The organism is Mycobacteroides salmoniphilum, from assembly GCF_004924335.1.
GTDB lineage: Bacteria > Actinomycetota > Actinomycetes > Mycobacteriales > Mycobacteriaceae > Mycobacterium > Mycobacterium salmoniphilum.
Window position 1 is genome coordinate 3,480,574 of sequence record NZ_CP024633.1, and the last position, 26,395, is coordinate 3,506,968.

Annotated in this window: 27 protein-coding genes; 17 read left to right on the forward strand and 10 right to left on the reverse strand. The window is 65.3% G+C overall.

Features of this window, described 5'->3' with window-relative positions:
* Nucleotides 1–37: 37 nt before the first annotated feature.
* Nucleotides 38–1,453 (reverse strand): NAD(P)H-quinone dehydrogenase, encoded by a 1,416-nt coding sequence (locus tag DSM43276_RS17280; protein WP_078327656.1) that lies wholly within the window; start codon nt 1,451–1,453, stop codon nt 38–40.
* Between the two features lie 93 nt (nt 1,454–1,546).
* Between DSM43276_RS17280 and DSM43276_RS17285 the strand changes: the two genes are divergently transcribed.
* Nucleotides 1,547–2,023 (forward strand): gamma-glutamylcyclotransferase family protein, encoded by a 477-nt coding sequence (locus DSM43276_RS17285; RefSeq protein WP_078323696.1) that lies wholly within the window; start codon nt 1,547–1,549, stop codon nt 2,021–2,023.
* Here the strand turns inward: DSM43276_RS17285 and DSM43276_RS17290 are convergent.
* Nucleotides 2,020–3,231 (reverse strand): M20 family metallopeptidase, encoded by a 1,212-nt coding sequence (locus tag DSM43276_RS17290; RefSeq protein ID WP_078327657.1) that lies wholly within the window; start codon nt 3,229–3,231, stop codon nt 2,020–2,022. The genes DSM43276_RS17285 and DSM43276_RS17290 overlap by 4 nt on opposite strands.
* Nucleotides 3,228–4,433, reverse strand: coding sequence for a M20 family metallopeptidase (locus tag DSM43276_RS17295; RefSeq protein ID WP_078327658.1), 1,206 nt, complete (start codon nt 4,431–4,433; stop codon nt 3,228–3,230). The genes DSM43276_RS17290 and DSM43276_RS17295 overlap by 4 nt, the downstream gene beginning before the upstream one ends.
* A 36-nt stretch (nt 4,434–4,469) precedes the next feature.
* Between DSM43276_RS17295 and DSM43276_RS17300 the strand changes: the two genes are divergently transcribed.
* Nucleotides 4,470–5,309: a purine-nucleoside phosphorylase gene (locus DSM43276_RS17300; RefSeq protein ID WP_078327659.1), complete on the forward strand. Its 840-nt coding sequence runs from the start codon at nt 4,470–4,472 to the stop codon at nt 5,307–5,309.
* Nucleotides 5,306–6,928, forward strand: coding sequence for a phospho-sugar mutase (locus DSM43276_RS17305; protein WP_078327660.1), 1,623 nt, complete (start codon nt 5,306–5,308; stop codon nt 6,926–6,928). The genes DSM43276_RS17300 and DSM43276_RS17305 overlap by 4 nt, the downstream gene beginning before the upstream one ends.
* A gap of 10 nt (nt 6,929–6,938) precedes the next feature.
* Here DSM43276_RS17305 and upp read toward each other — a convergent pair whose 3' ends face one another.
* The gene (gene upp / locus DSM43276_RS17310) at nt 6,939–7,589 is read right to left on the reverse strand and encodes a uracil phosphoribosyltransferase (protein ID WP_078323691.1); all 651 of its coding nucleotides are present in this window, start codon (nt 7,587–7,589) and stop codon (nt 6,939–6,941) included.
* Nucleotides 7,590–7,882: 293 nt separating this feature from the next.
* Between upp and DSM43276_RS17315 the strand changes: the two genes are divergently transcribed.
* From DSM43276_RS17315 to DSM43276_RS17330, 4 genes are read left to right on the forward strand one after another with little or no spacing between them, the layout of a single operon-like run.
* Nucleotides 7,883–8,209 carry a hypothetical protein gene (locus tag DSM43276_RS17315; protein ID WP_078327661.1) on the forward strand — a complete coding sequence of 109 codons (327 nt, stop codon included), beginning with the start codon at nt 7,883–7,885 and terminating at the stop codon, nt 8,207–8,209.
* 2 nt (nt 8,210–8,211) lie between these two features.
* Nucleotides 8,212–9,561 (forward strand): C40 family peptidase, encoded by a 1,350-nt coding sequence (locus DSM43276_RS17320; protein WP_078327662.1) that lies wholly within the window; start codon nt 8,212–8,214, stop codon nt 9,559–9,561.
* A 7-nt stretch (nt 9,562–9,568) separates the two neighbouring features.
* The gene (locus DSM43276_RS17325) at nt 9,569–9,889 is read left to right on the forward strand and encodes a hypothetical protein (protein ID WP_078323688.1); all 321 of its coding nucleotides are present in this window, start codon (nt 9,569–9,571) and stop codon (nt 9,887–9,889) included.
* Nucleotides 9,889–10,230: a YbaB/EbfC family nucleoid-associated protein gene (locus DSM43276_RS17330; RefSeq protein WP_078327663.1), complete on the forward strand. Its 342-nt coding sequence runs from the start codon at nt 9,889–9,891 to the stop codon at nt 10,228–10,230. Before DSM43276_RS17325 ends, DSM43276_RS17330 begins: the two co-directional genes overlap by 1 nt.
* Nucleotides 10,231–10,242: 12 nt before the next feature.
* Here DSM43276_RS17330 and DSM43276_RS17335 read toward each other — a convergent pair whose 3' ends face one another.
* A complete protein-coding gene (locus DSM43276_RS17335; RefSeq protein WP_078327664.1) occupies nt 10,243–10,986 on the reverse strand; it encodes an FkbM family methyltransferase in 744 nt (247 codons plus the stop codon).
* 377 nt (nt 10,987–11,363) lie between these two features.
* On the opposite strand from DSM43276_RS17335, the gene DSM43276_RS17340 reads away from it, so the two are divergent.
* From DSM43276_RS17340 to DSM43276_RS17350, 3 genes are all read left to right on the forward strand, one after another.
* Nucleotides 11,364–12,353, forward strand: a complete 990-nt coding sequence (locus DSM43276_RS17340) for a GAF domain-containing protein (protein ID WP_078327665.1) — start codon at nt 11,364–11,366, stop codon at nt 12,351–12,353.
* Between the two features lie 62 nt (nt 12,354–12,415).
* A complete protein-coding gene (locus DSM43276_RS17345) occupies nt 12,416–13,414 on the forward strand; it encodes a GAF domain-containing protein (protein WP_078327666.1) in 999 nt (332 codons plus the stop codon).
* Nucleotides 13,415–13,509: 95 nt separating this feature from the next.
* Nucleotides 13,510–14,814: a primosomal protein gene (locus tag DSM43276_RS17350; protein ID WP_078327667.1), complete on the forward strand. Its 1,305-nt coding sequence runs from the start codon at nt 13,510–13,512 to the stop codon at nt 14,812–14,814.
* Nucleotides 14,815–14,841: 27 nt separating this feature from the next.
* Here the strand turns inward: DSM43276_RS17350 and DSM43276_RS17355 are convergent, their stop codons facing one another.
* From DSM43276_RS17355 to DSM43276_RS17365, 3 genes are read right to left on the reverse strand one after another with little or no spacing between them, the layout of a single operon-like run.
* On the reverse strand, nt 14,842–15,930 hold the full coding sequence (locus DSM43276_RS17355) for an adenosine deaminase (RefSeq protein ID WP_078288291.1): 1,089 nt from the start codon (nt 15,928–15,930) through the stop codon (nt 14,842–14,844).
* A complete protein-coding gene (locus DSM43276_RS17360) occupies nt 15,927–17,228 on the reverse strand; it encodes a thymidine phosphorylase (protein ID WP_078327668.1) in 1,302 nt (433 codons plus the stop codon). The genes DSM43276_RS17355 and DSM43276_RS17360 overlap by 4 nt, the downstream gene beginning before the upstream one ends.
* Nucleotides 17,228–17,626 (reverse strand): cytidine deaminase, encoded by a 399-nt coding sequence (locus DSM43276_RS17365; protein ID WP_078314356.1) that lies wholly within the window; start codon nt 17,624–17,626, stop codon nt 17,228–17,230. Before DSM43276_RS17365 ends, DSM43276_RS17360 begins: the two co-directional genes overlap by 1 nt.
* A gap of 343 nt (nt 17,627–17,969) precedes the next feature.
* Between DSM43276_RS17365 and sdhC the strand changes: the two genes are divergently transcribed.
* The 5 genes from sdhC to DSM43276_RS17390 are packed head-to-tail and all read left to right on the forward strand — an operon-like array spanning nt 17,970 to nt 22,023.
* Complete coding sequence (gene sdhC / locus DSM43276_RS17370; protein WP_233146583.1) at nt 17,970–18,308, forward strand: succinate dehydrogenase, cytochrome b556 subunit; 339 nt, start codon at nt 17,970–17,972, stop codon at nt 18,306–18,308.
* A 56-nt stretch (nt 18,309–18,364) separates the two neighbouring features.
* On the forward strand, nt 18,365–18,787 hold the full coding sequence (locus DSM43276_RS17375; protein WP_078288712.1) for a succinate dehydrogenase hydrophobic membrane anchor subunit: 423 nt from the start codon (nt 18,365–18,367) through the stop codon (nt 18,785–18,787).
* A gap of 25 nt (nt 18,788–18,812) precedes the next feature.
* On the forward strand, nt 18,813–20,567 hold the full coding sequence (sdhA, locus tag DSM43276_RS17380) for a succinate dehydrogenase flavoprotein subunit (protein ID WP_078327758.1): 1,755 nt from the start codon (nt 18,813–18,815) through the stop codon (nt 20,565–20,567).
* A 1-nt stretch (nt 20,568) separates the two neighbouring features.
* The gene (locus DSM43276_RS17385) at nt 20,569–21,351 is read left to right on the forward strand and encodes a succinate dehydrogenase iron-sulfur subunit (protein ID WP_078288294.1); all 783 of its coding nucleotides are present in this window, start codon (nt 20,569–20,571) and stop codon (nt 21,349–21,351) included.
* A 60-nt stretch (nt 21,352–21,411) separates the two neighbouring features.
* Nucleotides 21,412–22,023, forward strand: coding sequence for a carboxymuconolactone decarboxylase family protein (locus DSM43276_RS17390; protein ID WP_078327759.1), 612 nt, complete (start codon nt 21,412–21,414; stop codon nt 22,021–22,023).
* On the opposite strand, the gene DSM43276_RS17395 is transcribed toward DSM43276_RS17390, so the two are convergent.
* Complete coding sequence (locus DSM43276_RS17395) at nt 22,020–22,928, reverse strand: sigma-70 family RNA polymerase sigma factor (protein ID WP_078327669.1); 909 nt, start codon at nt 22,926–22,928, stop codon at nt 22,020–22,022. The genes DSM43276_RS17390 and DSM43276_RS17395 overlap by 4 nt on opposite strands.
* A 33-nt stretch (nt 22,929–22,961) precedes the next feature.
* Here DSM43276_RS17395 and DSM43276_RS17400 point away from each other — a divergent pair, with 33 nt between their 5' ends.
* Both DSM43276_RS17400 and DSM43276_RS17405 read left to right on the forward strand, forming a co-directional pair.
* The gene (locus DSM43276_RS17400) at nt 22,962–23,972 is read left to right on the forward strand and encodes an SMP-30/gluconolactonase/LRE family protein (RefSeq protein WP_078327670.1); all 1,011 of its coding nucleotides are present in this window, start codon (nt 22,962–22,964) and stop codon (nt 23,970–23,972) included.
* Between the two features lie 77 nt (nt 23,973–24,049).
* The gene (locus DSM43276_RS17405) at nt 24,050–25,336 is read left to right on the forward strand and encodes a D-alanyl-D-alanine carboxypeptidase family protein (RefSeq protein WP_078327760.1); all 1,287 of its coding nucleotides are present in this window, start codon (nt 24,050–24,052) and stop codon (nt 25,334–25,336) included.
* Nucleotides 25,337–25,352: 16 nt separating this feature from the next.
* Here DSM43276_RS17405 and yhjD read toward each other — a convergent pair whose 3' ends face one another.
* Nucleotides 25,353–26,381, reverse strand: coding sequence for an inner membrane protein YhjD (gene yhjD, locus DSM43276_RS17410; RefSeq protein WP_078327671.1), 1,029 nt, complete (start codon nt 26,379–26,381; stop codon nt 25,353–25,355).
* Nucleotides 26,382–26,395: the final 14 nt, after the last annotated feature.

Sequence of the window (26,395 nt, forward strand, 5' to 3'; positions counted from 1 at the left end):
CTGTGATGCACGCCGCTGTAGCGCATGTCGTCCGAGGTCAGTCCAGGTCATCGTGGGCAATCAGCTGGCGCGCCGCCTCCGTCACCGAACCGGACAGAGACGGGTACACCGACAGCGTCTGCGCCAGATCGTTCACCGAGAGCAGGTTCTGTACCGCAAGGGCGATGGGCAAAATCAGCTCGGAGGCATTCGCGGCCACTACGACGCCACCGATCACCACACCGGTGGCCGGGCGACAGAAGATCTTGACGAAACCACGCTTGAGGCCCGACATCTTGGCCCGGGGGTTCGTATGCAGGGGCAGCGTGACCGTCCGCGCCGGCACCTCACCGTTGTCGATGGCCGCCTGGGACACCCCCACGGCCGCGATCTCCGGGCGAGTGAACACGGCGGCGGCAACGGTTTTCAACTTGATGGGATGCACCGCGTCACCGAGTGCGTGATACATGGCAATGCGGCCCTGCATGGCCGCCACCGAGGCCAGCGGCAGCAGGCCCGTGCAGTCGCCCGCGGCATAAATGCCGGCCACCGAGGTGCGCGACACCCGGTCGACGGTGAGATAGCCGCCGGGACCGAGCGTGATGCCGACCCGTTCCAGGCCCAGGCCCGCGGTGTTGGGAATCGAGCCCACCGTCATCAGCACATGGCTGCCGTCGACCATCCGGCCGTCGGCCATCGCGACGCGGACGCCGGTATCGGTTCTTGTCACCGAATCGGCTCTGGCGTTCTTGACGAGCGTCACACCGCGTTCGGCCAGCGTGTCCTCCAGGACCAGGGCCGCATCCTCGTCCTCGTGCGGCAGCACGCGGTCCCGGCTGGCGACCACGGTCACCTGAACGCCCAGCTCCGTGTACGCGTGGACGAATTCGGCACCCGTCACACCCGATCCGACCACGATGAGGTGTTCGGGCAGCTCCTCGAGGTCATAGAGCTGGCGCCACGTGAGGATCCGTTCGCCGTCGGGGCGGGCATGAGACAGCACGCGCGGGCTGGCGCCGGTGGCAATGAGCACCACATCGGCTTCCAGGATGGTGCTTGTCCCGTCCGCGGCAGTGGCTTTGACCCGGTGAAATGCCATACCGACCACATGATCGACCAACTCGGCACGTCCGGAGATCAGACGTACCCCGGCACTGCGCAGCCGCTCGGCGATATCGGCCGATTGCTCGGAGGCAAGGCGCTTGACGCGGTTGTGGATCTGCGGAAGCGAGATCTTGGCATGCTCCACGTCGATGTCAAAGCCCAGGTTGGGCGCGCGCCGCAGGTCGGTGCGCACACCGGTGGACGCGATGAACGTCTTGGACGGCACGCAATCGAAGAGCACGCACGCGCCACCGATTCCGTCCGAGTCGATCACCGTGACCTCGGTGGCGCTTCGCTCATGGGCCGCGGCCACGAGCGCCGCCTCGTATCCCGCGGGTCCTCCACCAATGATCACGATGCGCGTTGCCACGGCATCAAACCTACAAGTACGGACCCGACCCGGCTTGCCATCGTGGGGCAACCTTGCCGTCATCTCCACCACAGGACCACTAGGCTTGCCCCCGTGCCGCTCTACGCCGCCTATGGCTCCAACATGCATCCCGAACAGATGTTGCAGAGGGCGCCGCACTCGCCCATGGCCGGCACCGGCTGGCTACACGGCTGGCGGCTGACCTTCGGCGGTGAGGACATCGGCTGGGAGGGAGCCCTGGCCACCGTCGTGCAGGACCCCCACTCGAGGGTCTTCGTCGTGCTCTACGACATGACCGGGGCCGACGAGAGGAACCTCGATCGCTGGGAAGGTTCGGAGCTCGGCATCCACACCAAGATCCGTTGCCGGATCGACCGGGAATCCTCCGACACGACCATTGACCCGGTGCTGGCCTGGCTCTATGTCGTCAACGCCTACGAGGGTGGACTACCGTCTGCGCGGTATCTGGGCGTGATGGCCGATGCCGCGGAAATCGCCGGTGCACCAGAGGATTACGTACACGGCTTGCGCACCCGGGCGTCACGCAACATCGGCCCCGGAACGAGCTAGACGGAGCCCTGCGCGGCGCTTTGCTCCACGAGATTGACCAGCGTCCGCACACCCACGCCAAGCGCCCGCTCGTCGATATCGAAGTTCGGTTGGTGGATATCGAGCTGCGGGCCCGATCCCGACCACACGCCCAGCCTTGCCATGGCGCCGGGCACCTCCTCCAAGTACCAGGAGAAGTCCTCGCCGCCACCGGACTGGGTGGTCTCTGCGAGCGCGTCCAACCCGATGTCCTCGATCGCCCGCACGAAGATGTGCGTGGACTCGGGCTCATTGATGACGGGCGGGACACCACGCCGGTAGTTGAGGGTGTAATCGATGCGCAGCGGAGCCAATAGCCCCGCAATCACATCGCGGACGGTGTTCTCCAGCGTGATCCAGACATCCCGGCTGCCGGTGCGCACCGTGCCGGCCAATGAGCCGATCTGTGGAATGGCATTGGCCGCCTGGCCCGCGTTGACGGCCCCCCACACCATGACGGTGCCGGCGCGCGGGTCGATGCGACGACTCAACATCCCCGGCAATCCGGTGATGACAGTACCGAGCCCATACACCAGATCGGCCGTCAGATGCGGCCGTGAGGTGTGCCCGCCCGGGGAGTGCAGCGTGACTTCGACAGTGTCCGCGGCCGAGGTGATCGCCCCCGCGCGGACGGCCACCTTGCCCACCTCCAGACGCGGATCACAGTGCAGTGCAAAGATTCTTGTCACCCCGGCCATCGCCCCGGTGGCCACCACGTCGATGGCGCCGCCCGGCATGACCTCCTCGGCGGGCTGGAAGATGAGGCGTACACCCGAGGGCAGCGAGGGAGCCGAGTTGAGGGCCATGGCCGCGCCCAGCAGGATCGCGGTGTGTGCGTCGTGCCCGCAGGCGTGCGCGACGTTTGGCACCGTCGAGGAGTAGGACGCCCCGGTGCGCTCCTGCATCGGGAGCGCATCCATGTCCGCGCGCAGCGCCACCCGCGGGCCATCCTCGGGCCCGAAGTCGCAGGTGATTCCCGTACCTCCGGGCAGCACCTTGGGATTGAGCCCGGCTTCGGCCAACCGTGCGGCCACGTATTCGGTGGTGGCGTGCTCCTGGCGCGCCAACTCAGGATGTGCGTGGATGTGGCGGCGCCACCGGATCAGCGTCTCGGAGTTCTCCGCGAGCCAATGCTCCGCGATGGCGGACAGGGATGTGTCGCTTGCGCGAAGACCATCATGTTCGCTCATACCGCCACCGTCCTGCGCGCCAGTCGATCAAGCACTCGGGAGCGCTCGGTCTCGTTCTCGGCCAGTCGTACCACGGTGCGCGCCAACATCTTCGCGCCTTCGACCACTGCCCGATCAGCACCTGGTTCCCTGGCGGCCTTCTCGAAATCGGGCTGGTGGATGACCGCTCCACCCGAATCGATGCCAATGACCGGGTGAATACCGGGCAGCACCTGCGTCACGTTGCCCATATCGGTGCTACCCAGGGGCACGTTGGCCTCGAACTCCGCGGGCACCGGTGTGCGGCCGAGGGACTCCATTTGCTCGCGAAACACCTCGACCAGCCATGGATCCGGCGTCAGCTCCAGGTAGGGCGGCGAAGATTCGACCAGTTCGTGACTGCATCCCGTGGCCATCGCACCCGCAGCGAAGCATGCGTAAACCTTCTCCTCCAGCTCGCGCAGAGACGCCGATTCCACAGCACGCATCGTGTACTGCATCGCGGCGCGAGCAGGGATGATGTTGGCCGCCTCCCCACCCTCGGTGACGATGCCGTGGATCAGCTGCCCTGGTGAAAGATGCTGACGCAGCAGGCCGATCGAGACCTGTGCGACGGTGACCGCGTCGGCAGCGTTGATGCCGAGGTGCGGCGCGACCGCGGCATGCGATTCCTTGCCGTGGTAGGTGACCATCACATCGGTCAGCGCGAGGGAGCGCGCGCCCGCGATATCGATCGGCCCGGGGTGCAGCATCACCGCCGCCGCGATGTCGTCGAAGACACCCGCCTTGAGCAGAAGTGCCTTACCGCCCCCGTACTCCTCGGCCGGCGTGCCGATAACCACCACGGTGAGTCCGAGGGCGTCGGCGACCTCAGCCAGCCCCAGGCCGGTGCCGACGGCGGACGCGGCGATGATGTTGTGCCCGCACGCGTGGCCGATCCCGGGCAGCGCGTCGTACTCGGCGCAAACACCGATGACCAGCGGGCCATCCCCATAAGTGGCACGGAACGCCGTATCCATACCGCCCTGACCGGTGACGATCTCAAATCCGCGCTCGGCAAGCAGCCGCTGCGTTTTCAGGGCGCTGCGAACCTCGTGGAATGCCAGCTCAGGTTCGGCGTGAATGTCGTGCGACAGCGCCACCAGATCCGTCGCCGCGGCATCCACGACCGTGCTGACGGTCTGGGTATGCGCGGAGGACGACGCTCCGGTGGTCAAGGGCATTAGATCAGTATCCCATCATGGTTAGGCTCCGTAGCTGTGACCGATGAGCGTCCCGCGCGACGAGGCGACAGCACCGATGAGGCTCCGGATAACACGGCATCTCGCGCGGCCGCGGAAATCGCGGCGCGCACGGGCGTCGCGTCCCACCCCGTCGCGGTGGTTCTCGGATCGGGCTGGGCTCCAGCAGCAGCGGAGCTGGGCACCCCCGCCACCAGCATTGCGATGGCCGACCTCCCCGGATTCAGCCCGCCGAGCGCGGCCGGACACGGCGGCTCGGTGCTGTCGGTGCCCATTGGCGACACGGGTGACCGGATGCTCGTACTACTCGGCAGGATCCACGCCTACGAGGGTCACGACCTGCGTCACGTCGTCCATCCCGTGCGTACCGCCTGCGCCGCGGGTGCCCGGACCATCGTGCTCACCAACGCCGCCGGAGGACTACACGAGGACTATGCGGTAGGTCAGCCGGTACTGATCAGCGACCATCTGAACCTGACGGCCCGCTCGCCGTTGGTGGGTGCGCAGTTCGTCGATCTTGTCGACGCATACGCGCCGCGATTACGGGCACTGGCGCGGGAGATCGACGACAGCCTCACCGAGGGGGTGTACGCGGGTCTGCCCGGCCCGCACTACGAGACCCCCGCGGAGATCCGCATGCTGCGCACGCTGGGCGCGGACCTGGTGGGCATGTCGACCGTGCACGAGACCATCGCGGCACGTGCGGCTGGGGCCGAGGTGCTGGGCGTGTCCCTGGTGACGAACCTCGCGGCCGGAATGACCGGAGAGTCCCTCAACCATGAGGAGGTGCTGGCCGCCGGGCGCGCGTCGGCCACTCGCATGGGCCAACTTCTCAGTTCGGTGATTGGCCGGTTATGACTGAGTCCCCGCCGACAGCGCACACGATCCAAGAGTGGATCGACCATGACCCCGACCCCGAAACCGCCGCCGAGCTGCGAGCCTGCTCCGAAGAGGAACTCGCGCAGCGATTCTCCGAGTCACTGATATTCGGCACGGCGGGCCTGCGCGGCATCGTCCGCGGCGGCCCCAACGGCATGAACCTGGCCGTAGTGCTACGCACCACCTACGCGCTGGCCAAGGTGCTCAAGGATCGGTGCCTCGGCGGCTCGACGGTGGTGGTGGGTCGCGATGCGCGGCACGGATCGGAGAAGTTCACGCAGGGCGCGGCGGAAGTTCTTGCCGCCGAGGGGTTCAAGGTAGTGCTCCTCCCCCGTCCACTGCCCACACCGGTGCTGGCGTTCGCGGTACGGCACGTGGATGCGGCAGCGGGCATCCAGATCACCGCATCGCACAACCCTCCCGTCGATAACGGCTACAAGGTGTACTGGTCGGGGGGAGCCCAGATCATCTCCCCTACCGATCGTGATATCGAATCGATGACGGCCGCTGCACCTTTCGCCGATCAGATTCCGCGCACCCCCGTTACTCCCGCCGACGACACTTTGGTGGATGCCTACATCCAACGTGCCGCCACGGTGCGCCGAGGATCCGGCGGTGTCCGCGTCGCGCTCACCGCACTGCACGGAGTCGGCGGGGTTACCGCCCTGGCGACGTTGAATGCCGCAGGTATCAGCGACATCCACGTGGTGGACAGCCAGTTCCAGCCGGATCCGGACTTTCCTACGGTCGCGTTTCCGAATCCCGAGGAACCGGGTGTCTCTGATGCGGTGCTGACCCGGGCCGCCGAGGTCGAGGCGGATCTGGCCATCGCGCTGGACCCGGACGCCGACAGGTGCGCCATCGGAATCCCCACCACGACGGGTTGGCGCATGCTGTCCGGAGATGAAACCGGTTGGCTACTCGGTGATTACATACTCTCCACGCAGCCACATTCATCTACTCCACCGGTGGTGGCCAGTACGGTGGTGTCCTCTCGTATGCTCGCGCGCATCGCGGCATCACTGGGCGCCCGGCATGTGGAAACCCTTACCGGATTCAAATGGCTTGTTCGGGCAGCAGATTTCGATCTTGTCTACGCGTATGAGGAAGCCATCGGGCATTGCGTAGATCCGGCGGCGGTGCGCGACAAGGACGGCATCTCCGCGGCGGTGCTCGCATGTGACCTGGTGACGCATCTGCGTGAGCTCGGCACGAGCGTGGAAGAGAAGCTAGAGAATCTGGCGATCAGGCACGGCATTCACGTGACCTCGCAGGTGTCGTTGCGCATGGACTCACTCGATGACATCACCGCAATGATGACTCGCCTGCGGGCGAACCTGCCCGCCGCCTTGTCCGGGTTTCCCATCACCGCAGAGGACCTCCTGGAACGGCGAGGCCAACAGCGCACCGACGCGGTGATCCTCGCCGGTGAAATCGGGGGGTCGTCCATCCGGCTGGTGATCCGCCCCTCGGGAACCGAACCAAAGGTCAAGTGCTACATCGAGGTCCGCGAGCCCGTCATCACCGATCCGACCGTCGCGCGGATCTGGGCAGGCGTGGTGGTCTCCGAGCTGGAGGCTTACGCCCGCCACATTTAGTTCGGCCCGATTATCTGGGACCGAACTGACGATCGCCCGCATCGCCCAAGCCGGGAACGATGTACGCGGCTTCGTTGAGACCCTCGTCGATCGCGGCCGTGAAAAGTCGCGCGGACGTGATTCCCCCTGATGGGCCGTAGCGCGCAACGCCCTGCTGAACCGCCTCAACCCCCTGCGGTGCCGCGACCACGCACAGCATCGTCACGTCGGTAGCACCCCGGGAATGCAACAGATCCAGCGTATGGACCATCGACCCGCCGGTCGCGAGCATTGGGTCCAGGACGAACACCGGCTGCGTCGACAAATCGGCCGGAAGAGACTCCAGGTACGGGGTGGGCTGCAGGGTCTCCTCGTCGCGTGCCATACCGACGAATCCGACCCGCGCCTCAGGGATGAGGGCATGTGCCTGGTCCACCATGCCCAGCCCCGCCCGCAGAACCGGGACCAGCAACGGAGGATTGGCCAAACGGAAACCGGTCGTCACAGCCACCGGTGTGCGCACGGCGGCGGATTCCACCGGTGCCGTGCGGGTCGCTTCATAGACGAGCATCAGGGTCAGATCCCGCAGCGCGGCACGGAAAGCCGCATTATCGGTGCCTGCGTCGCGCAGGGTGGTCAGCCGGGCCGCGGCAAGTGGGTGCTCGACTACGTGCACATGCATGCTCCAGACCCTAGAACAGCAAGCTTCGATCCCGCCGATCTCGAACGCCGCGAAAATGTGATGGGCATCACTTTCAGCGTGGTACGACCCTGCATCTCGATATCGTTCCTAGCAAAGCCGAGCCAGCCCTGCTGAGCAGGTAATACAACGGGGTGGCCACGTTGCCAAAAAATCTTTGAAAAAAGTTTCAGAAAGATGGAACCGAATCGCGACTACCCCCGTCGTATCCAATTACAAGGCAGAAACTGCCCGAAACCAGGCGGGTAGCCGACCACCGAAAAGATGGAGGGGACATGGCAGACGGATTAGCAGCCGACACAGACATTCTGCGTGGCGTTGGCGGAGCTCAGTTGGGGATGGGCGGAACGCTCGCGGCGGTAGGCACCGCAGTCAGCATCTTTCCGGTCGCCGCACTGGCGCCGATCTTCGGTCCGATTGGCGCGCACTACCTGGGCGCATTCGCCATGACCTCCGCCAAGCAAGGGATGGACGTCGGTCAGCTCGCGATGGGCGTCACCGAGTCCGGTGTGACCACCAACGTGGCGAGCAAGGGCTACGACGACGATGACGACAACATCGGCCAAAACATCAGCGCCACGGTCGACGGAATCGGGGCGTAACCATGGTTGAGACACGGCCAATCCCGTCCGAGCGTCTCGCGGAGGCGACGAACACCAACTACCCGAGCTTTGAGAACAACCCCTTCTCGGCGAACCTGATCAGCAACGCCATGGACATGGCAGGAACCGTCGGTAACGGCCAGTTCAAGGAGGGTCAGGACCCCAGCAAGATGCTGGAGGGTGGCATGCAGGTCATGCAACAGGTGATGCAACAGGGCATGCAAGCGGGAAGCCAGCTCATCGGTTCCTTCGCCGGTGCGGCAGCTCAGGCTCTGGGGCAGTTCGCCGGCATGGCCGGCCAGGCGCTGAGCAGCATGGCCACCCGCAGCGGCGCCATGGGCGCCAATGTGGGACAGGCATCCGATTCGACCGCGCGGGCCAGCACCCTGATCACCGAGGCCCTCCAGGAGTTTCAGCACACGTCCGAGATCCTGACACCGCTGATCGCCCTCTTCCCTCCCGCTGCCGCGGAACTCGCCGAGGCCGCGAGCAGGGCCACCGCCAGGGTCGCGGAGCACACGGCACAGCTTGAAGGAGAGCTAGGCGCGCAGGCCGGTGAACTGGGAGGTATGGCGAGTGCCGACATGGGCAATCCCTCGACACCCGCATCCGGCAGCGTCCAGCCCGCCATGTCGGCCATGCAGGGTGGCCTCCAGGCCGGGACTCAGGCGCTGTCCGGCGTCGCAAGCGGCGTCACCCAGACCATGAGCTCGATGGGTCAGGGCCTCGGCCAGATTCCGCAGGCTCTTACCGGCTTGCTCGGCGGCGCCGGAGGCAGCGGTGCCGGGAGCGCGCTGGGCGGCGCCAACATGAGCGGTATCGCCGCCGGTGCACTGGCCAACCCGTTCGGTGCCGGCGCCGGCCATGCGTCGTCCACCGCCGGCGGCACCAGCAGTGGATTGGGTGGCGCCAACGCCAACGCGGCCAAGATGCTGCTTGACCCGCGCAGCATGGGCAAGGGTGCACAGCTGTTCCTCCCCGACGGCAGCACCAGCCAGGCTCCGAACGCCGCCGCGGCAGAGGCCGTGCGCAAGGCGCTCAGCCAGGTGGGTGTGCCCTACGAGTGGGGCGGCACCAAGCCCGGCGTCGGCCTGGACTGCAGTGGCCTGACCCAGTGGGCCTATGGAGAGTCCGGCGTCGACATCCCCCGGCTCGCTCAGGAGCAGGGTGTCGGTATCCGGATCGACCAAGGATCGGTCATGCCCGGCGATCTGGCGGTGTGGGATGGCCACGTCGCCATGGTGATCGGCAACGGCATGATGGTCGAGGCCGGTGACCCGGTACAGATCTCCCCGATCCGTACCACCAACGCCGGGCAGGGATTCCATGGATTCTACCGACCAACCTCCTAGTTCAGGAGTGCCGCGGCCCGAGCCGCGTGCGAGCATCGATATGACCAATCGTGCTCGCACGCTGCGGGTCAAGGTGTCCGAATTCGGCCTGCCGCTTGAGGTTCAGGTCGAACCCGACCTGCTCAATCGCGGCGCGTCGGCACTGGCACGGGAGATCTTGAACCTGTGCGAACTCGGTGCCGCGCGCTGCGGAGCGGCCCGCCGCGAAGAGCTTGCCGAAACCGGTATCCCGGATTACATCCTGGACAAGCTCGGTCTCGCGACACCCGCCCAGGTCGCCGACCTCGAACTGCGCCAATCCGACGATCAGATGGAACGGAGATCCTGATGACGGAGCCAGACCTCAACTTCTTCAAGGCGCTCGAACAGCAGTACCAGGAGACCATGACGAAGGCTCGCGCCGGCGGCCATCTGCTGAACAGTGCGGTCGAGGAGCTCAAAGACCTTCGCGGATGGGCACGTTCGGCGCAGGGCCATGTGGAGGCGGAAGCCAACGGCAACGGCGCGCTGACCAATCTGAGACTCGATGACTCGGTCACCAAACTGTCTCCCAACATCGTCGGGCAGATCGTGGTGGCCACCGCCGCCGCGGCCGCGGGCCAGGCCTTCGATCACCGTGAGCGGGTGTTCGCTCAGCTGATGGTCGACCTGAAGAACCCGCAGCCGTAGCCGGCTTCGGGCCTACAGCCCCGCGCGGTCTCGGTGTGAATCGGTCAGAAAGACCGTGTTTTTGGCGTCTCGCCAGTTTTGGCTGAGTCGGCCGTCTCGATAGGCGTACGGTCGCAGCCCTGTCGGCTGCAGCAGGGCCGCCACTTCGTCCGAGGGTGTCTCGATGATCATCACCGGGCGTGAAGCGGCGATAGTGACGAGCCCGCCACGAATGACCGCGGCCTCCATCCCCTGTACGTCGATCTTGATCACCTGAGGGGCCAGGCCGAAATCATCCAGTCGGCGCACCTGTACGGGATGGCGTTCGATCGTCAGTTTTGATTCGTCGAATCCCGCCATGGTCTCGGAGTTGAGCCAACCGCGCGCCTCACCCTCGTCGAGAGAGGCCAGACCGTCGTAGACGAAGTTGCGGTATCGAGGAACGAACAGATCAAAGGTACCGTCCGCGTCGGAGAGTCCGCAGGCATGTACGCGCACGGTACTGCTTTCATATCGCCGTCTAAGCCGCTGAGCAAGAACGGCGTTGGGCTCGAAACTCACGATCCTTTCCGGCGAGGCCGTGCGCTGCAGCGCACAAATGCTCTGACCCCAGTTGCCTCCGATGTCGACTGCCTCCGATAGGGGGCCCAGTCTGCCCAGCAGGTGGAATTCAGGATCGATGCGCCACCCAAGTAGTCGAGTGCCCATGTTGTAAGCGCCGAACTTGAGTGGCCGGAGAAACGGCAAATAGGTTTGCGCCAATCTCAGCGCTGGCATGCCCACGTGGGCAGACTAGTCGACCGACCAGGCTCCGCCGGGTCGGTGGCCGGGCGCCCGGTTCAGCGCCGTGACATGGCCCGTGGATCTCTAGGGTCGCCGTCACACCTACCGACCCCTCGTATCTGCACCGGTAGGTGCTCGCGGCGACCAAGATGATGAGCTTGTTTGCGGCCGAACAGCCGCCAGACATAGCGCATCCACGCTGCGGGCACGGCCCGAAGGAACAGGGACCGTACTTAGCCCGCCGATCGCGGGAGCCAGCAGAAAATATCGCGTCTGACCTGCTCCGCGCAACCTTTTCGGAATTCTCGCCGCAATGCTCCCCACGGGGCGCTGATCGATTGCCACGGTTGCTCCGCTGATAACATCCGGATGTGGCACGCGAGTGGCTTCTCTTGGAAACACTCGGCGACGAGCCAACTGTCATCGCCTCCGGCAATCAGCCGCGGAACATGGTTCCGCTCAGCGCATTTCTACGACGTAATCGAAATCTTGGACTGATTCGCCGCATCATCACCGCGGCAACAAAGGCAAATAGGCCGGCCAGCATCGGCCCGCCCGATTCGGATTCGGTCATCGATATCCGACCGATCGCCATGCCCGACGATCGGGTACACGGAGTGTGGCTGTGGACGGGATCGACCCCCCCGCCTGCCCCTCCCCCTGCAGAAGGCGGAGCGGTAGTCCTCAATGCCGATACCGGCGTCCTGCACATAAGCGACGGTGCGGCCCTGGCCATGGGAATGGCCGCCACCGAACCGCACGCCGAAATCAGCATGCCCGAGCTCTACCGCTACCTGGCGCCGAATCCCGGCGAGACGGACGTTCTGGGGCTCATCGTGACCGCGACCGAAGGCATGACCTACAGCGCCACCTGGCCCGGCGTGGATAGCGTCGGCAATCCCACGCTGTGCCACTTCGCCAGCCGACTGGTCGTGGAGCCCAACAACGAGGGTGTCCCCGAGCGTCTGGGACGCGCCATCAACCTGCGAGTCGGCCGGCCGGCACCACCGGTTCCACTGCTTGAACAGCAGGTCCTCGAGGCCACCGCCGAGTCCGGCGCGTATCGCGCGCTGGTCATGATCGCTTCGCGGAAACTGATCAAATGGATTGATCCGCCTGCGCCGGAATGGCATTGGGAGTTCGACCCGCTGGGCCGCCCCAAGATTCACCCGGACGACGAAGCGAATCTGAACTTTATGATCGACAATGCCGTATTCGGTGCGACCGAGGCGGTAATCAGGTTCCGCTGCCACGATGACAGCTGGGAGTCGCTGCACTGTTCGACCCACGTGGTCAAGTTGAGCGAAGATGCGACCGTCGCACTCATCACCCACCGACGCCGGCCGACGAAGCCTCTCTAGTCGCCTCATCTGGAGACAGATCCGGCGTCCGCCAGTTCGCCCAAAATTGCTAACATCCGGGCATGTCGCGCGATTGGATGCTGCTAGAGACCCTGAGTGAGGAACCCACGGTCATAGCCATCGGATTGCAGGCCCGAAACATGACGCCGCTCGAGTCGGTGCTGGGCCGCAACCGGCACCGCCCATTGATCGAGGCGACGATCACCGAATGCCTGCGCACGGGCGAACCGTCGGTGGCTGCCACTGCGGCACGGGACCGCGTAGTGCGCGTACATCCGATATCCATGGGGCAGGGAGGTATCCACGGCGTCCAGGTGTGGTTCGGGCCGGCAGACCTCGAGCCGCCACGACGGCCCCTTGCCGGAGCGTGCCTGGGCGATTTGGACACATCGGTCACCACGCTCACCGCGGAGTATTTCGATGTCATGGGTTTCGACCGGCGCCACCGGGCCGAGAAACAGGCCATCGCCGAAGGTCTTGCACCTGTACTACCGAGTCCACACAACGCCGAATTGATGGCGAACGCCGTGAACCCCGAACTCGATGCGACCTTCTGCGGAACATGTCTGGCCGCCGACTACCAAGGAAACATCGTCCAAGTCCACTACGCCGGGCGGGCATCCAAGGAAATCAATGCGGCAGGCGCCGTGGAGCGCATCAACAGGATCGTCTGCACACGGGTGGAGAACAGCCCCGCAGAACCTCGGGTGGGGCTGGCACAGCAGATACTGGACGCGGTCGCAACCCCCGGAGCGCATCGGCTGCTGATCAATGTCGACACCTTCGCCGTCCTCAAGTGGATCGATGAGCCATTCCCCGACCTGGCATGGCGCTATGACCCCGATCGGCCCGAGAGCATCCATCCCGAGGACGCGGCCGTGGCGCGAAACATGCGGGAGGAGCTTCGGGCGGGATCGACGGCCGGGGTGCTCCGAATGCGAGCCGTCTCCGGCGGATGGCTGCGACTGAATGCCTCCGCCACGAAGTTTGCGTTGCGCGACAACGCGTTTGCGGCCCTGGTCACCCTGACGACCGCGCCGTCGGCAGATGCCGAATCGTGAATCGCCGGGATGTGGGCGGCCGTCACCGCCGCGCGTGCGCCGGTTCTCGCGGTGGGTCTTTCGCTCAACTCAGCCGTTCTGGCTAGGCTTGCCGCATGGCTGCTGACATCGTTCCCATCGAACTCGGGCTCACAGAAGGTGACGTGGTCACCCTGTGGGCCCCGCGGTGGCGCGACGCCGGGGACGAGTGGGAGGCGTTTCTCGGCAAGGACGACGATCTGTACGTGTTCGAGTCGGTGGCCGATCTGGTGGCCTTCGTGCGGACCGACAACGACAACGATCTGGTCGATCACCCGGCGTGGTCGACGCTGGGTGCGCTGTCGGCCGACGAGCTTGAGCCCGACGACGACAATCGCTTCGACCTGATCGGCGTACCGGAGCTGGTAGCCGACAAGCCGAGCGAGGATGCGGTCGACACACTGCGCGCCACGCTCGCGATCGTGGCCTCTATCGGTGCGGTCTGCGAGCTGGCACCCATCAACAAGCTCATCAACGGCAATCCAGTCCTGAGCACGCTGTCGGGTGGAGCCGAAAGCTTTACGGGCAAGGACGGATTGAAGCGGTGGAACCAGATCGGTGCCATCGTCGGCAAGTCCTGGGACTCGGTGGTCGACGCCATCGACGAGATCGCCGCGACGCCGGATGTGGACGAGGAGCTCTCCGCCGCCGCGGATGCCGAGCTGCTCGCTGCCGCGGAGAATGCCGTCGACAACGAGGACGACCTCGAGGAACTGGATCTGCTCGAGGAGGAGTCCGACACCGAGAGCTCTGACGACGCCGAGGACGAGGACGAGTCCGCCGACGAGGATGAAGACGAGGACGCCGCGGAGGACGACCAGGTTCTCGGCGGCGACGAGGATTTCTGGCTGGCAGTCGGTATCGACCCGATCCAGATGATCACCAACTCAGGAACGTTCTACACGCTGCGCTGCTACCTCGACGACGAACCGATCTTCTTGGGACGCAACGGAAGAATCAGCGTGTTCGGTTCCGAGCGGGCATTGGCCCGGTACCTCGCCGACGAGCACGATCACGATCTGGCCGACCTGAGCACCTACGACGACATTCGCACCGCCGCCACCGATGGCTCGCTGCGAATCGACATCACCGACGACAACATCTACGTGTTCACCGGGCTCGCCGATGACCTGGAAGACGGCATCGACGAGGTGGACCGGGATCAGCTCGACCTGGCGGTGGAGCTGCTGACCGATGTCGCCGAGTACTCCGAGGATGACAGCGTCGACGCGGAGCTGGACAGCGATACCCCCCTGGGCAAGCTGGTCGGGCATCTGCTCGAACCGGATAAGCACGACGAGCCCAAGGGCGCATTCGCGGACGCGGCCGAGAGCTGGCGGACGCTGGAGCGTGCGATGGAAGCGCGACTGCGCCGCGAGTGATGCGCGCCTAGCCGGTCACCGTGACGGCTAGCCGATCAGGACCGCGTACCCGGGTTTGATCACGTCATCGATGATCGCCAACCGTTCGTCGAACGGGATAAAGGCTGATTTCATCGCGTTGATGGTGAATCTCTGCAGGTCACTCCAGCCGTATCCGAACGTCTCGACGAGTCGCAGCATCTCGCGGCTCATCGAGGTATCGCTCATCAGCCGGTTGTCGGTGTTCACGGTCACCCGGAATCGCAGCCGCGCCAGCAGGTCGAAGGGGTGGTCGGCGATGCTGTCGACCGCTCCCGTCTGCACATTCGAGCTCGGGCACAGTTCCAGGGGCACCCGCTTGTCGCGCAGCAGCGAGGACAAGCGGCCGAGGTGGGCCGTGCCGTCGGGGTCGATATCGATATCGTCGACGATGCGCACCCCATGACCCAGCCGATCGGCACCGCAGAAGGCGATCGCCTCGTGGATCGAGGGCAATCCGAATCCCTCACCAGCATGGATGGTGAACCGGGAGTTGGCATTCCGCATGTATTCGAAGGCGTCCAGGTGGCGACTCGGCGGATAACCGGCCTCGGCCCCGGCGATATCGAAACCGACGGCACCCCGGTCACGGAACTTCACGGCCAGCTCGGCGATCTCCCGAGACCGTGCGGCATGCCGCATCGCGGTGACCAGGGTGCGCACCTTGATGCGCTTACCGGCCGCGCTCGCCTGCCGCTCCCCGTCGGCGAATCCGGCCAACACGGCGTCCATCACGTCATCGAGAGTCAGACCCGCGTCGATGTGAAGTTCCGGCGCGAAACGCACCTCCGCGTACACCACGCCATCGGCCGCGAGGTCCTCGACGCACTCGGCGGCGACGCGGTGCAGCGACGCCGCCGTCTGCATCACACCCACGGTGTGCGCGAAGGTCTCCAGGTACTGCTCCAGGGAGCCGCTGTCGGCGGCGGTGCGGAACCACGAGGCCAGGGCACTCTCGTCCTCGGCCGGCAGGTTCTCGTACCCGGATTCCCGGGCCAGATCGAGGACGGTGCCGGGCCGCAGCCCGCCGTCCAGATGATCATGCAAAAGCGCCTTGGGAGCCTGGGTGATTGACACCAAATCAAGTTCGGCTGTCACACCGAAAGTCTATCGATGATGAGTGCGGTAGCGGCGGGCGCCGCACCGATGCCCCATCCACCGTCCAGGGCATGGAGGGCGGCCGGCAGACGTTCGGGGGTCTCGGTGTAGAGCGTGAACAGCGGTTCACCTGCGACAACCGTGTCTCCCGGACGTCGGTGAATACGCACCCCGGCGCCGTACTGCACGGTCTCCCCCGGACGGCTGCGTCCGGCTCCGAGCCGCCACGCGGCGAGCCCGACCGGCATCGCATCGATATGGTGCATGACCCCGCTGGACGGAGCGAGCACGGTCTCCTGACACTGCCCGACCGGCAGCGGCACCGAGAGATCACCACCTTGTGCGCGGATCATCGCCCGAAACACGTCCATCGCGGTGCCGTCGATCAATGTCGCGGCCGGGTCTTTGCCGTCGATACCTGCCGCGGCAAGCATCTCGCGGGCCAGAGCCACGGTGAGTGCGACAACGTCATCGGGTCCTCCCCCGGCCAGCACGTCGAGTGATTCCTGCACCTCGACAGCGTTTCCGGCGGTGAGCCCGAGCGGTGTATCCATCGCGGTCAGCAGAGCGCTGGTCGCCACCCCGTGTGCGGTGCCCAGATCAACCATCGCCGAAGCCAATTCACGCGCCTGCCGCTCGGTCTTCATGAACGCACCCGCACCCACCTTGACATCCAGGACCAGCGCCGCGGTTCCCTCGGCCAGCTTCTTGCTCATGATCGACCCGGCGATCAGCGGTATCGATTCCACGGTGCCGGTGATATCGCGCAGCGCGTACAGCTTTCGGTCGGCGGGCGCCAATGACGCCCCTGCGGCGCAGATCACCGCCCCGACATCGGAAAGCTGGTGACGTATCTCCTCGTTGGTGAGATCGACACGGATTCCCGCGATGGACTCGAGCTTGTCCAGGGTGCCGCCGGTGTGCCCGAGACCGCGCCCGGACAGCTGGGGCACCGCCGCTCCACAGGCGGCCACGACCGCGACCAGCGGCAGGCTGATCTTGTCGCCCACTCCTCCGGTGGAGTGCTTGTCGACGGTCGGCCGGGACAAACCCGACAGATCCAGCCGCTCACCGGAGGCCAATATCGCCGCGGTCCACGCCGTCGTCTCGGTGGTGTCCATACCGCGCAGATAGATCGCCATGAGCAGCGCCGCGACCTGCTCCTCGCCGATGCCGCCGCGGGTGTACTCGCCGATCAGCCAGTCGATGGCCCCGGAACTCAGTTCCCCGCCGTCGCGCTTGGCCGCGATGATCGACGGCATATCGAACGCGTACTCGGCTGGCCCCGAAGTGCTCATCAGATCCGGCCCCGGTCCAGGTCATCGGGGCCGAAGGCCTCCGGGAGTAGCTCCGCGAGTCGTCGCGGCGCATCCGCGTGATCGATCAACAGGTCGGGGCCGCCGTGTTCGAGAAGCAGCTGACGGCACCGGCCGCAGGGCATCAGCGGCTCACCGCGCGAATCGACACAGGACAGCGCCCGTAGCCGTCCTCCCCCGGTGGAGAACAGGGCGCAGACCACAGAACACTCCGCACAGAGACCCAGGCCATATGAGACATTCTCCACATTGCAGCCGACGATCACCCGACCATCGTCGACAAGCGCGGCGGCCCCCACCGGGTACTTCGAATACGGCGCATATGAATGCTTGGTTACCGCATATGCCTTGTCCCGCAGTTCTTTCCAGTCGATCAACATGATCGGGAAACCTCCCTGTCGACCCCATGAGAGTCGCGTCGGCTCATCATTTGCTCGTGCAAGGTTTACCTAACTTACTTTGGAGTACGGTGCTTTTCGGCGCTTTTCGGCGCTCAGGCGATTTCGGCGCCACCTCGGAATGGGTTTAGAGTTCGGGAGACGGTTCGCCGACCACCGTTGGGCCATCGGTTGCGCGTCATGGACGCCCCCATTGACCGCGCCATTTGGCCCCAGTCCACCATTGGTGTTGGAGGCCCACGTGACGACTGCGACACCCGATACGGCCACATCTGGCCGCGAAGGTAATCGCCTCAAGCGATCGCTATACCGGGGTGATCCAGGAATGTGGTCCTGGGTCCTGCATCGCATTACCGGTGCCACAATTTTCTTCTTCCTCTTTGTTCACGTCCTGGATACTGCCCTCGTACGGGTAAGCCCCGAGGTGTACAACTCGGTGATCGAGACCTACAAGACCCCGATCGTCGGGCTGATGGAACTCGGCCTGGTAGCGGCGGTCCTGTACCACGCGCTCAATGGCGTCCGAGTCATTCTCGTCGATTTCTGGTCGAAGGGCCCGCGTTATCAGCGGCTCATGCTGTGGATCATCGGCGCCACCTGGTTTGTGGTGATGGTTCCCGCGGTAACCCGGATTCTCATGCACATGGCGGAGCGATTCCTGTGACGACACCTCAGACCGGCTCCCATGCGAGCACTCGCGCCAGCGGTCGCCCCGCTCCCGTGATGGAGCGCAACTACGACCGCCCTGCCGCGCTGGACAATCCACGCGCACCCCGGCGCGGGTCGGGCATGCCCAACTTCGAGAAGTACGCGTGGATCTTCATGCGTCTGTCGGGTGTCGTCCTGATCTTCCTGGCACTCGGCCACCTCTTCATCATGCTGATGTGGGACAACGGCGTGTACCGCCTGGACTTCAACTTCGTGGCGCAGCGCTGGGCGAGCCCGTTCTGGCAGACCTGGGACCTGACGATGCTGTGGCTCGCGCAGCTGCACGGCGGTAATGGCATGCGCACGATCATCGCCGACTACACCCGCAAGGATTCGACCCGGTTCTGGCTCAATTGCCTGCTGGCACTGTCGATCATCTTCACGGTTGTGCTCGGCACCTACGTCCTGCTGACCTTCAACCCGAACATCGGTTAGGGGCTTTTTCACTATGGGTTCCCCCATCATTCAGGAACATCGGTACGACGTCGTCATCGTCGGCGCGGGCGGTGCGGGTATGCGCGCCGCTGTGGAGGCCGGACCTCGCGTTCGTACGGCGGTATTGACCAAGCTGTACCCGACACGTAGTCACACCGGTGCCGCCCAGGGCGGTATGTGCGCCGCGCTGGCCAATGTCGAGGAAGACAACTGGGAGTGGCACACCTTCGACACCGTCAAGGGCGGCGACTATCTCGCCGACCAGGACGCCGTGGAGATCATGTGCAAGGAGGCCATCGACGCCGTCCTCGACCTCGAGAAGATGGGTATGCCGTTCAACCGGACGCCCCAGGGTCGAATCGACCAGCGCCGCTTCGGTGGTCACACTCGCGACCACGGTAAGGCGCCGGTGCGCCGGGCCTGCTACGCCGCGGACCGTACCGGGCACATGATCCTGCAGACGCTGTACCAAAACTGCGTCAAGCACGATGTCGAGTTCTTCAACGAGTTCTACGCGCTGGATGTCGTGCTCACCGAGACGGCCAACGGCCCGGTAGCCACCGGCATCGTGGCCTACGAACTCGCGACCGGCGACATCCATGTATTCCACGCCAAGGCAATCGTTTTCGCCACCGGCGGTTCGGGTCGCATGTACAAGACCACCTCCAACGCGCACACCCTGACCGGCGACGGCCTGGGCATCGTGTTCCGCAAGGGACTTCCGCTGGAGGACATGGAGTTCCATCAGTTCCACCCGACCGGCCTTGCGGGTCTGGGCATTCTGATCTCCGAGGCCGTGCGCGGTGAGGGCGGTCGTCTACTCAACGCCGACGGTGAACGATTCATGGAGCGCTACGCCCCCACCATCGTCGACCTGGCACCTCGCGACATCGTCGCGCGGTCAATGGTTCTCGAGGTGCTCGAGGGCCGCGGCGCCGGACCGAACAAGGACTACGTCTACATCGACGTGCGTCACCTCGGCGCCGACGTGCTGGAAGCGAAACTGCCGGACATCACCGAATTCGCCCGCACGTACCTGGGCGTCGACCCGGTCACCGAACTGGTTCCGGTGTATCCCACCTGTCACTACGTGATGGGCGGCATCCCGACCAACATCCAGGGACAGGTGCTGCGCGACAACGACAACGTTGTCCCCGGTCTGTACGCGGCCGGCGAGTGCGCCTGCGTCTCGGTGCACGGCGCCAACCGGCTGGGCACCAACTCGCTGCTGGACATCAACGTGTTCGGTCGCCGCGCGGGCATTGCCGCGGCCGAGTACGCCGAAGCCCACGACTTCGTCGAACTGCCGGAGAGCCCGGCCACGATGGTCACCGAGTGGGTGGCCGACGTGCTGTCCGAGCACGGCGACGAGCGGGTGGCTGACATCCGCACCGAGCTGCAGCAGTCGATGGACAACAACGCCGCGGTGTTCCGCACCGAAGAAACGCTCAAGCAGGCGTTGCAGGACATCCACCGCCTCAAGGAGCGGTACAGCCGAATCACGGTGCACGACAAGGGCAAGCGCTACAACAGCGATCTACTCGAGGCCATCGAGCTGGGCTTCCTGCTCGAACTCGCCGAGGTGACCGTGGTCGGTGCGCTCAACCGCAAGGAATCCCGTGGCGGCCACGCCCGCGAGGACTACCCGAACCGCGACGACACCAACTACATGCGACACACCATGGCGTACAAGCAGGGTGCCGAGCTGCTGTCCGATATCCGGCTGGACTACAAGCCCGTCGTCCAGACCCGGTACGAGCCGATGGAACGGAAGTACTGAGATGACTGCGGTTATCGAGAAAGCCGAAGCCGGCGACCCGCCGCTGCCGCCGATCCCCGAGGGCGCGGTCATGGTGGAGCTCAAGATTCAGCGCTTCAACCCCGAGGATCCGGACGCCGCCGGGTGGCAGAGCTTCCGCGTGCCCTGCCTGCCGACGGACCGGCTGCTGAACCTGCTGCTGTACGTGAAGGGCTACCTGGACGGCACGCTGACCTTCCGCCGCTCCTGCGCGCACGGTGTGTGCGGCTCGGATGCCATGCGGATCAACGGTGTCAACCGGCTGGCCTGCAAGGTCCTGATGCGGGATCTGCTACCCAAGAAACCCAAGAAGATGCTCACCATCACCATCGAGCCGATCCGCGGTCTGCCCGTGGAAAAGGACCTCGTGGTCAACATGGAGCCCTTCTTCGATGCGTTCCGCGCCGTGAAGCCGTACATGATCACCAGCGGCAATCAGCCGACGCGCGAATACATCCAGAGCCAGACCGACCGCGCGCGCTTCGATGACACCACCAAGTGCATCCTGTGCGCTTGCTGCACCACCAGCTGCCCGGTGTTCTGGAGCGACGGAAGCTACTTCGGTCCCGCCGCGATCGTGAACGCGCACCGGTTCATCTTCGACAGCCGCGACGAGGCTGCCGCCGAACGTCTGGACATCCTCAATGACGTCGACGGAGTGTGGCGCTGCCGCACCACGTTCAACTGCACGGACGCCTGCCCGCGCGGTATCGAGGTCACCAAGGCGATCCAGGAGGTCAAGCGCGCACTGATGTTCGCGCGCTAGCCGATCGACCTGTCCGCACGGCGCCTGTCACACATCTGCGGGCTGTCTCGTCATATGGGTATGACTGAGACACCACGCACAACAACACGTATCGAGCCCGTTGCCCCGCGGCACGCTTCACTGCTCACCCGCATCATGTACCGGGTTGCCAGACGGCGATATGGCCAAGTGCCCGAGCCGTTTACGGTGATCGCCCACCATCGCAAGCTGATGGTCGCGGCCGCGATGCACGAGCAGATGCTGAGCAGCGCGTCGCAGGTATTGCCGGTGAACGTCCGTGAGCTCGCAGTGTTCTGGACCGCCCGCACGGTGGGCTGCTCCTGGTGCGTCGACTTCGGCTCCATGCTGCAGCGGCTCGACGGCTTGGACGTCGAGCGCCTCAAGGCCGTAGAGGGATATGCGAGTTCTCCTCTATTCACCGACGACGAGCGTGCCGCCATCGCCTATGCCGACGCGATGACCGGCAATCCGCACGACATCACCGACCAACAGGTCGAGGACCTGCGGCGGCGGTTCGGCGACGCCGGAGTGATCGAGCTGACCTATCAGATCGGCGTCGAGAATATGCGTGCCCGCACCTACGCGGCGCTCGGAATCACCGAGCAGGGCTTCAATTCCGGTGATGCCTGCCGGGTTCCGTGGGCGAGTCCCCAAGACTCCCTGGACGCCTAGCCGGTCCGCAGCGGCGTGCCGGTGAACTTGTCGGGATTGCTGACATCCCAGACTGCCAGCACCTTGCCGTCCCGCACCGTGTAGCCACTGACACGGGGCAGCACCGGCCTGAAGTCCGGGTCGGTGTCTGTCTCGGTCAGATACATGCCGAACTGTCCATTCACCAACGCCGGATTGATGGCCTGCATCATCTGCGGGCCGTAACGGTCCAGCAACCCAAGCAGGAAACGGGCCACCTTGTCGGGGCCATGGATGACCCGGACCGCAGTCGGCGCCTTGCCGTTGGAATCTCCCGTCATCGTCACGTCCGGATGCAGCAGTCGGACAACGGCTTCCACGCTGCCCGACATGAGCGCCTCAAGCAACTTGCCAACCACCTCGTTGTGCTCGGCATCGGACACCGGTTCCGGGGCTGCCGTCACCGCCCGGCGCGCACGCGTGGCGAGTTGACGCGCGGCCGCATCGCTCATGCCGAGAATCTCGGCAATCTGCTTGAACGGCAACGAGAAGCCGTCGTGCAAGACAAACGCGACGCGCTGATCGGGCGCCAGGCGGTCCAGCACCACCATGGCCGCAAAGCGCGCGTCCTCACTGGCCACCAGTGCGGTCAGCGGATCATTGCCGTCCAGGCCTGTGACCACCGGCTCCGGAAGCCACTCCCCCACATAGGTTTCCCTGCGATAGACGGCAGATCGCAACCGGTCCAGCCCGAGCCGGGAGACCACGGTGGTCAGCCACGCCGGCAGGTCTTCGATCTCGACGGCCGTGGCGTGCAGACGCAGCCAAGCGTCCTGGACGATGTCCTCGGCGTCGGCAACGCTACCGGTGAGCCGATAAGCCACCGCCTGCAATCGCGGGCGCAGCGCCTCGAATTCGTCGGTGCGATCACGTACCGGAACTGCCACCGCTTCAGCCTAGGCCTGCAATAGGGTGAGCCCATGGCCAAGCCGTCAATCGATCCCGTTCGCTGGCAGCCGCCCGGAGTACGGGCGCTATCCCTGAATCCACAGCCCCTGCCCTCCCTGACGGTGGTGCCGGTCCCTGGTCACGGCCCCGAGGACGTCGTGGCCGACGCCGCGGGAAACATCTGGGCGGGTGTGGTGGATGGAAAGATTCTCCGTATCTCTCCCGATGGTGCCGAGATCACGCATATCGCGACCACCGAGCACCCGCCCCTGGGCCTGCATATCGCACGCGATGGACGCGTGTTGATCTGCAGTCGCGACAAGCTGCTGGCACTCGATCCGGCGTCCGGAGATATCGAGCCACTTGTCTCCAAGGTCGACGGACCGCCGCTGATCTTCTGCTCGAATGTCACCGAAGCATCCGATGGGACAATCTATTTCAGCGAATCGACGGCGCGTTTTCCGTTTGAGCAGTTCATGGCGGCCATCCTGGAGGGTCGCCCCACCGGGCGGGTATTTCGCCGCGATCCTGACGGCACCGTGACGACCATCGCCACGGGACTGGCCTTCACCAACGGGGTCACGCTCACCGCCGACGAGTCCGCCTTGATCGTCGCCGAGACCGTCGGCCGCCGGGTGAGCAGGTACTCACTGACCGGTGCGGACGCCGGCGCCCTGACGCCCATCCTCGAAGAGATCCCGGGCATGCCCGACAACATCAGCACCGGCGCGGACGGTCGCATCTGGGTCACCCTGGCCAGCCCGCGCAACGCACTCGCCGAATGGCTACTCCCGCGCGCTCCCGCAATGCGGAAGGTCCTGTGGCAGCTGCCCGACGCACTGCTTCCGGGCACGGACACCGATCCGTGGGTTATCGCGGTGAACCCGGACACCGGCGATGTGGTGGCCAACATCAGCGGCAAGTCGCGGGATCTGCGCACCATCACCGGTGTCGTCGAATCCGGCGGTCGACTCTGGTTGGGCTGCATCGGATCGTCCGCTGTCGGTCACCTCAACCTGGCCGATATCGCACCGCCCACCTAGTCGGCCCGATAAGTCACATCCGACACAGGCGTAACATCCCCCAGTTCAGGGTGGTGTTCACTTACTGTGGCAAGGCGATGACCACCTGGATTCCTGCGCCCGATCGCCGCCCGTCGCTGCGGACCGCCGCGACGCGCCTCGCCGCGGCCACCGCCGCCGGACTGATCGTCGCCACCTTTCCCTTGAGCACGCCGCTCGCCGCCGCCGAACCCGGATTTACCCCGCCGGATACCAGCGGGTGCCCCTACAAGGTCGTCACGCCTCCGGCAGTCGACACCTCCGAGGTACCCAGGGCCGGTGGAGATCCGCCCGCACCGCTCCCGGTGCCCGCCAAGCCGATCGGCGGCGAGATGCTCGGGCGCTGCGATGTGATCACCCCGGACGGGGCAGGGCCCATCCCCAACGATGTTTCCGCGGAATCCTGGCTTATCGCCGACCTGAACACCGGAAATGTGGTGGCCGCCAAGGACCCCCACGCCCGGCACCGGCCCGCCAGTGTGATCAAGGTGCTGGTCGCGATGGATGCCATCAACAACCTGAACCTCAACCAGGCGGTCGTGGGAACCCAGGACGACGCGAACAGCGAGGGCACCAGGGTCGGCGTCGACGTCGGCGGCACCTACACCGTCCGGCAACTGCTCACCGGCCTGCTCATGAACTCGGGCAACGACGCCGCACACGCGCTGTCCGTCCAGCTCGGCGGAATGAATGAGACCGTCACCAAGCTCAACGACATGGCGCAGAAACTCGGCGCACGCGATACCCGGGTGGCCACCCCCTCAGGTCTGGACGGTCCCGGTATGAGTACCTCGGCCTACGACCTGGGCTTGTTCTACAAGTACGCGTTCGCCGACCCCACCTTCGCCGATCTGGTGTCGGCGCCGAAGGCGACGTTCCCGGGCCACCCCGCCAAACCCGGTGAACACGATGACCATCCGCCCTACGAGATGACCAACGACAACCGGCTGCTCTACAACTACCCCGGTGCGCTCGGCGGGAAGACCGGATACACCGACGACGCGCAACAAACCTTCGTCGGCGCCGCCGAACGCGACGGCCGCCGGTTGGTCGTCACCATGCTGCGCGGTACGCGTCTTCCGATTGCACCGTGGGAGCAGGCGGCCCATCTGCTCGACTACGGGTTCTCGACCCCGCCCGACGCCTCGATCGGCAAGCTCGTCGACCCCGACCCCTCGCTGCTGACCAAACCGCACGCTGACAACGCGGCCACTCCCCAGGCGGCCGGCCTCAGCGCCGACGCGGTGAACAGCGTCCCCGTCCGGGTGGGCGTGACCATCATCGGCGCGATGATCGTCTTCGGGCTCATTCTCGCGGCGAGATCACTCAACCGCCGCCAGGCCTAGCTCTTAGCCGCAGGCCTCAGTCGCCGCCGCGGCCTAGCCACGAAATACCTAGCGCGCCAACAGCTCCAGCTCCGAACGCGGCGAGAACCCCCAGTTTGGAGGACCGCTCGACGGTCTCGACGCGCGTGGTGATGACCACGGGCTCGGGCGGCGGCACATACACAAATGATCGGTTCGCATCGGACGTGGCCGCCCACGCGGTGGCATACAACAACAGGCGGGCCGTGATGTAGGCGAACACCATGATGCCGAGCACCGGACCAAACGTGGAGCCCGCCGGGCCATGCATGATCACGCTCAGATAGATCGAAGCGACCTGTTTGAACAGCTCGAAACCGATCGCCGCGATGAGCCCGGCCCGCACCGCACTCGAGAACGGCAGCCGCTCCCTCGGGAGCCGCGCGATCATCCAGGTGAACAACGCCCACGACAACACGGTCGCTATCGCGATCGTGACGACCTTGAGCAGGACCGCTGGTATGGAGACGTCATGTAGCCCCACCCAGCCGAGTATTCGCAGGATGGTCTTCTCGTTACCGACGACGGTGACCGCGATGGTGAGAGCCAGCGCCACGAACGTTGAGCCCAATGCCACCAAGTCCGACAGCTTGCCTCGCACGAAGCCGTCCGAGTCGTTGGGCTGCTCCCACATGGCGCTGAGCGCCGCGCGCACGTTGGCCATCCACCCCAGCCCGGCCCACGCCGCGGTCGCAAGACCCGCGATACCCAGGCTCGTACGCGAGGCAATGGCCGTATCCATCAGATTGATTAGCTGATTGCCCACCTCACCGGAGATAGCCCCGCTGATGCGGCCACGTAGCTCCGCAATGGTGTCCGGCCGCCTGGACAACACGAAGCCCATCGCCGCGAACCCGACCATCATGAGGGGGAACAGCGCAAAAACCGTGAAATACGTGATTCCCGCGGCGTAGAAGTTGCCGTTTACCTTCTGATAGCGCTCCTGCATGCGCATGATGTGGTCAAACCAGGGAAACCGTGCACGATAGCGGTCGAGAATCCCGGGCTTATCGTCTTCGGCCACCATTCACCGCCTCTGCT

Coding starts and splice junctions, on each gene's coding strand:
- DSM43276_RS17290 (WP_078327657.1), bottom strand. CDS start 3,231: ATGAGCGAACATGATGGTCTTCGCGCAAGCGACACATCCCTGTCCGCC.
- DSM43276_RS17295 (WP_078327658.1), bottom strand. CDS start 4,433: ATGCCCTTGACCACCGGAGCGTCGTCCTCCGCGCATACCCAGACCGTC.
- DSM43276_RS17305 (WP_078327660.1), top strand. CDS start 5,306: ATGACTGAGTCCCCGCCGACAGCGCACACGATCCAAGAGTGGATCGAC.
- upp (WP_078323691.1), bottom strand. CDS start 7,589: ATGCATGTGCACGTAGTCGAGCACCCACTTGCCGCGGCCCGGCTGACC.
- DSM43276_RS17315 (WP_078327661.1), top strand. CDS start 7,883: ATGGCAGACGGATTAGCAGCCGACACAGACATTCTGCGTGGCGTTGGC.
- DSM43276_RS17320 (WP_078327662.1), top strand. CDS start 8,212: ATGGTTGAGACACGGCCAATCCCGTCCGAGCGTCTCGCGGAGGCGACG.
- DSM43276_RS17330 (WP_078327663.1), top strand. CDS start 9,889: ATGACGGAGCCAGACCTCAACTTCTTCAAGGCGCTCGAACAGCAGTAC.
- DSM43276_RS17335 (WP_078327664.1), bottom strand. CDS start 10,986: ATGCCAGCGCTGAGATTGGCGCAAACCTATTTGCCGTTTCTCCGGCCA.
- DSM43276_RS17345 (WP_078327666.1), top strand. CDS start 12,416: ATGTCGCGCGATTGGATGCTGCTAGAGACCCTGAGTGAGGAACCCACG.
- DSM43276_RS17350 (WP_078327667.1), top strand. CDS start 13,510: ATGGCTGCTGACATCGTTCCCATCGAACTCGGGCTCACAGAAGGTGAC.
- DSM43276_RS17360 (WP_078327668.1), bottom strand. CDS start 17,228: ATGAGCACTTCGGGGCCAGCCGAGTACGCGTTCGATATGCCGTCGATC.
- DSM43276_RS17365 (WP_078314356.1), bottom strand. CDS start 17,626: ATGTTGATCGACTGGAAAGAACTGCGGGACAAGGCATATGCGGTAACC.
- sdhC (WP_233146583.1), top strand. CDS start 17,970: ATGTGGTCCTGGGTCCTGCATCGCATTACCGGTGCCACAATTTTCTTC.
- DSM43276_RS17385 (WP_078288294.1), top strand. CDS start 20,569: ATGACTGCGGTTATCGAGAAAGCCGAAGCCGGCGACCCGCCGCTGCCG.
- DSM43276_RS17390 (WP_078327759.1), top strand. CDS start 21,412: ATGACTGAGACACCACGCACAACAACACGTATCGAGCCCGTTGCCCCG.
- DSM43276_RS17400 (WP_078327670.1), top strand. CDS start 22,962: ATGGCCAAGCCGTCAATCGATCCCGTTCGCTGGCAGCCGCCCGGAGTA.
- DSM43276_RS17405 (WP_078327760.1), top strand. CDS start 24,050: ATGACCACCTGGATTCCTGCGCCCGATCGCCGCCCGTCGCTGCGGACC.
- yhjD (WP_078327671.1), bottom strand. CDS start 26,381: ATGGTGGCCGAAGACGATAAGCCCGGGATTCTCGACCGCTATCGTGCA.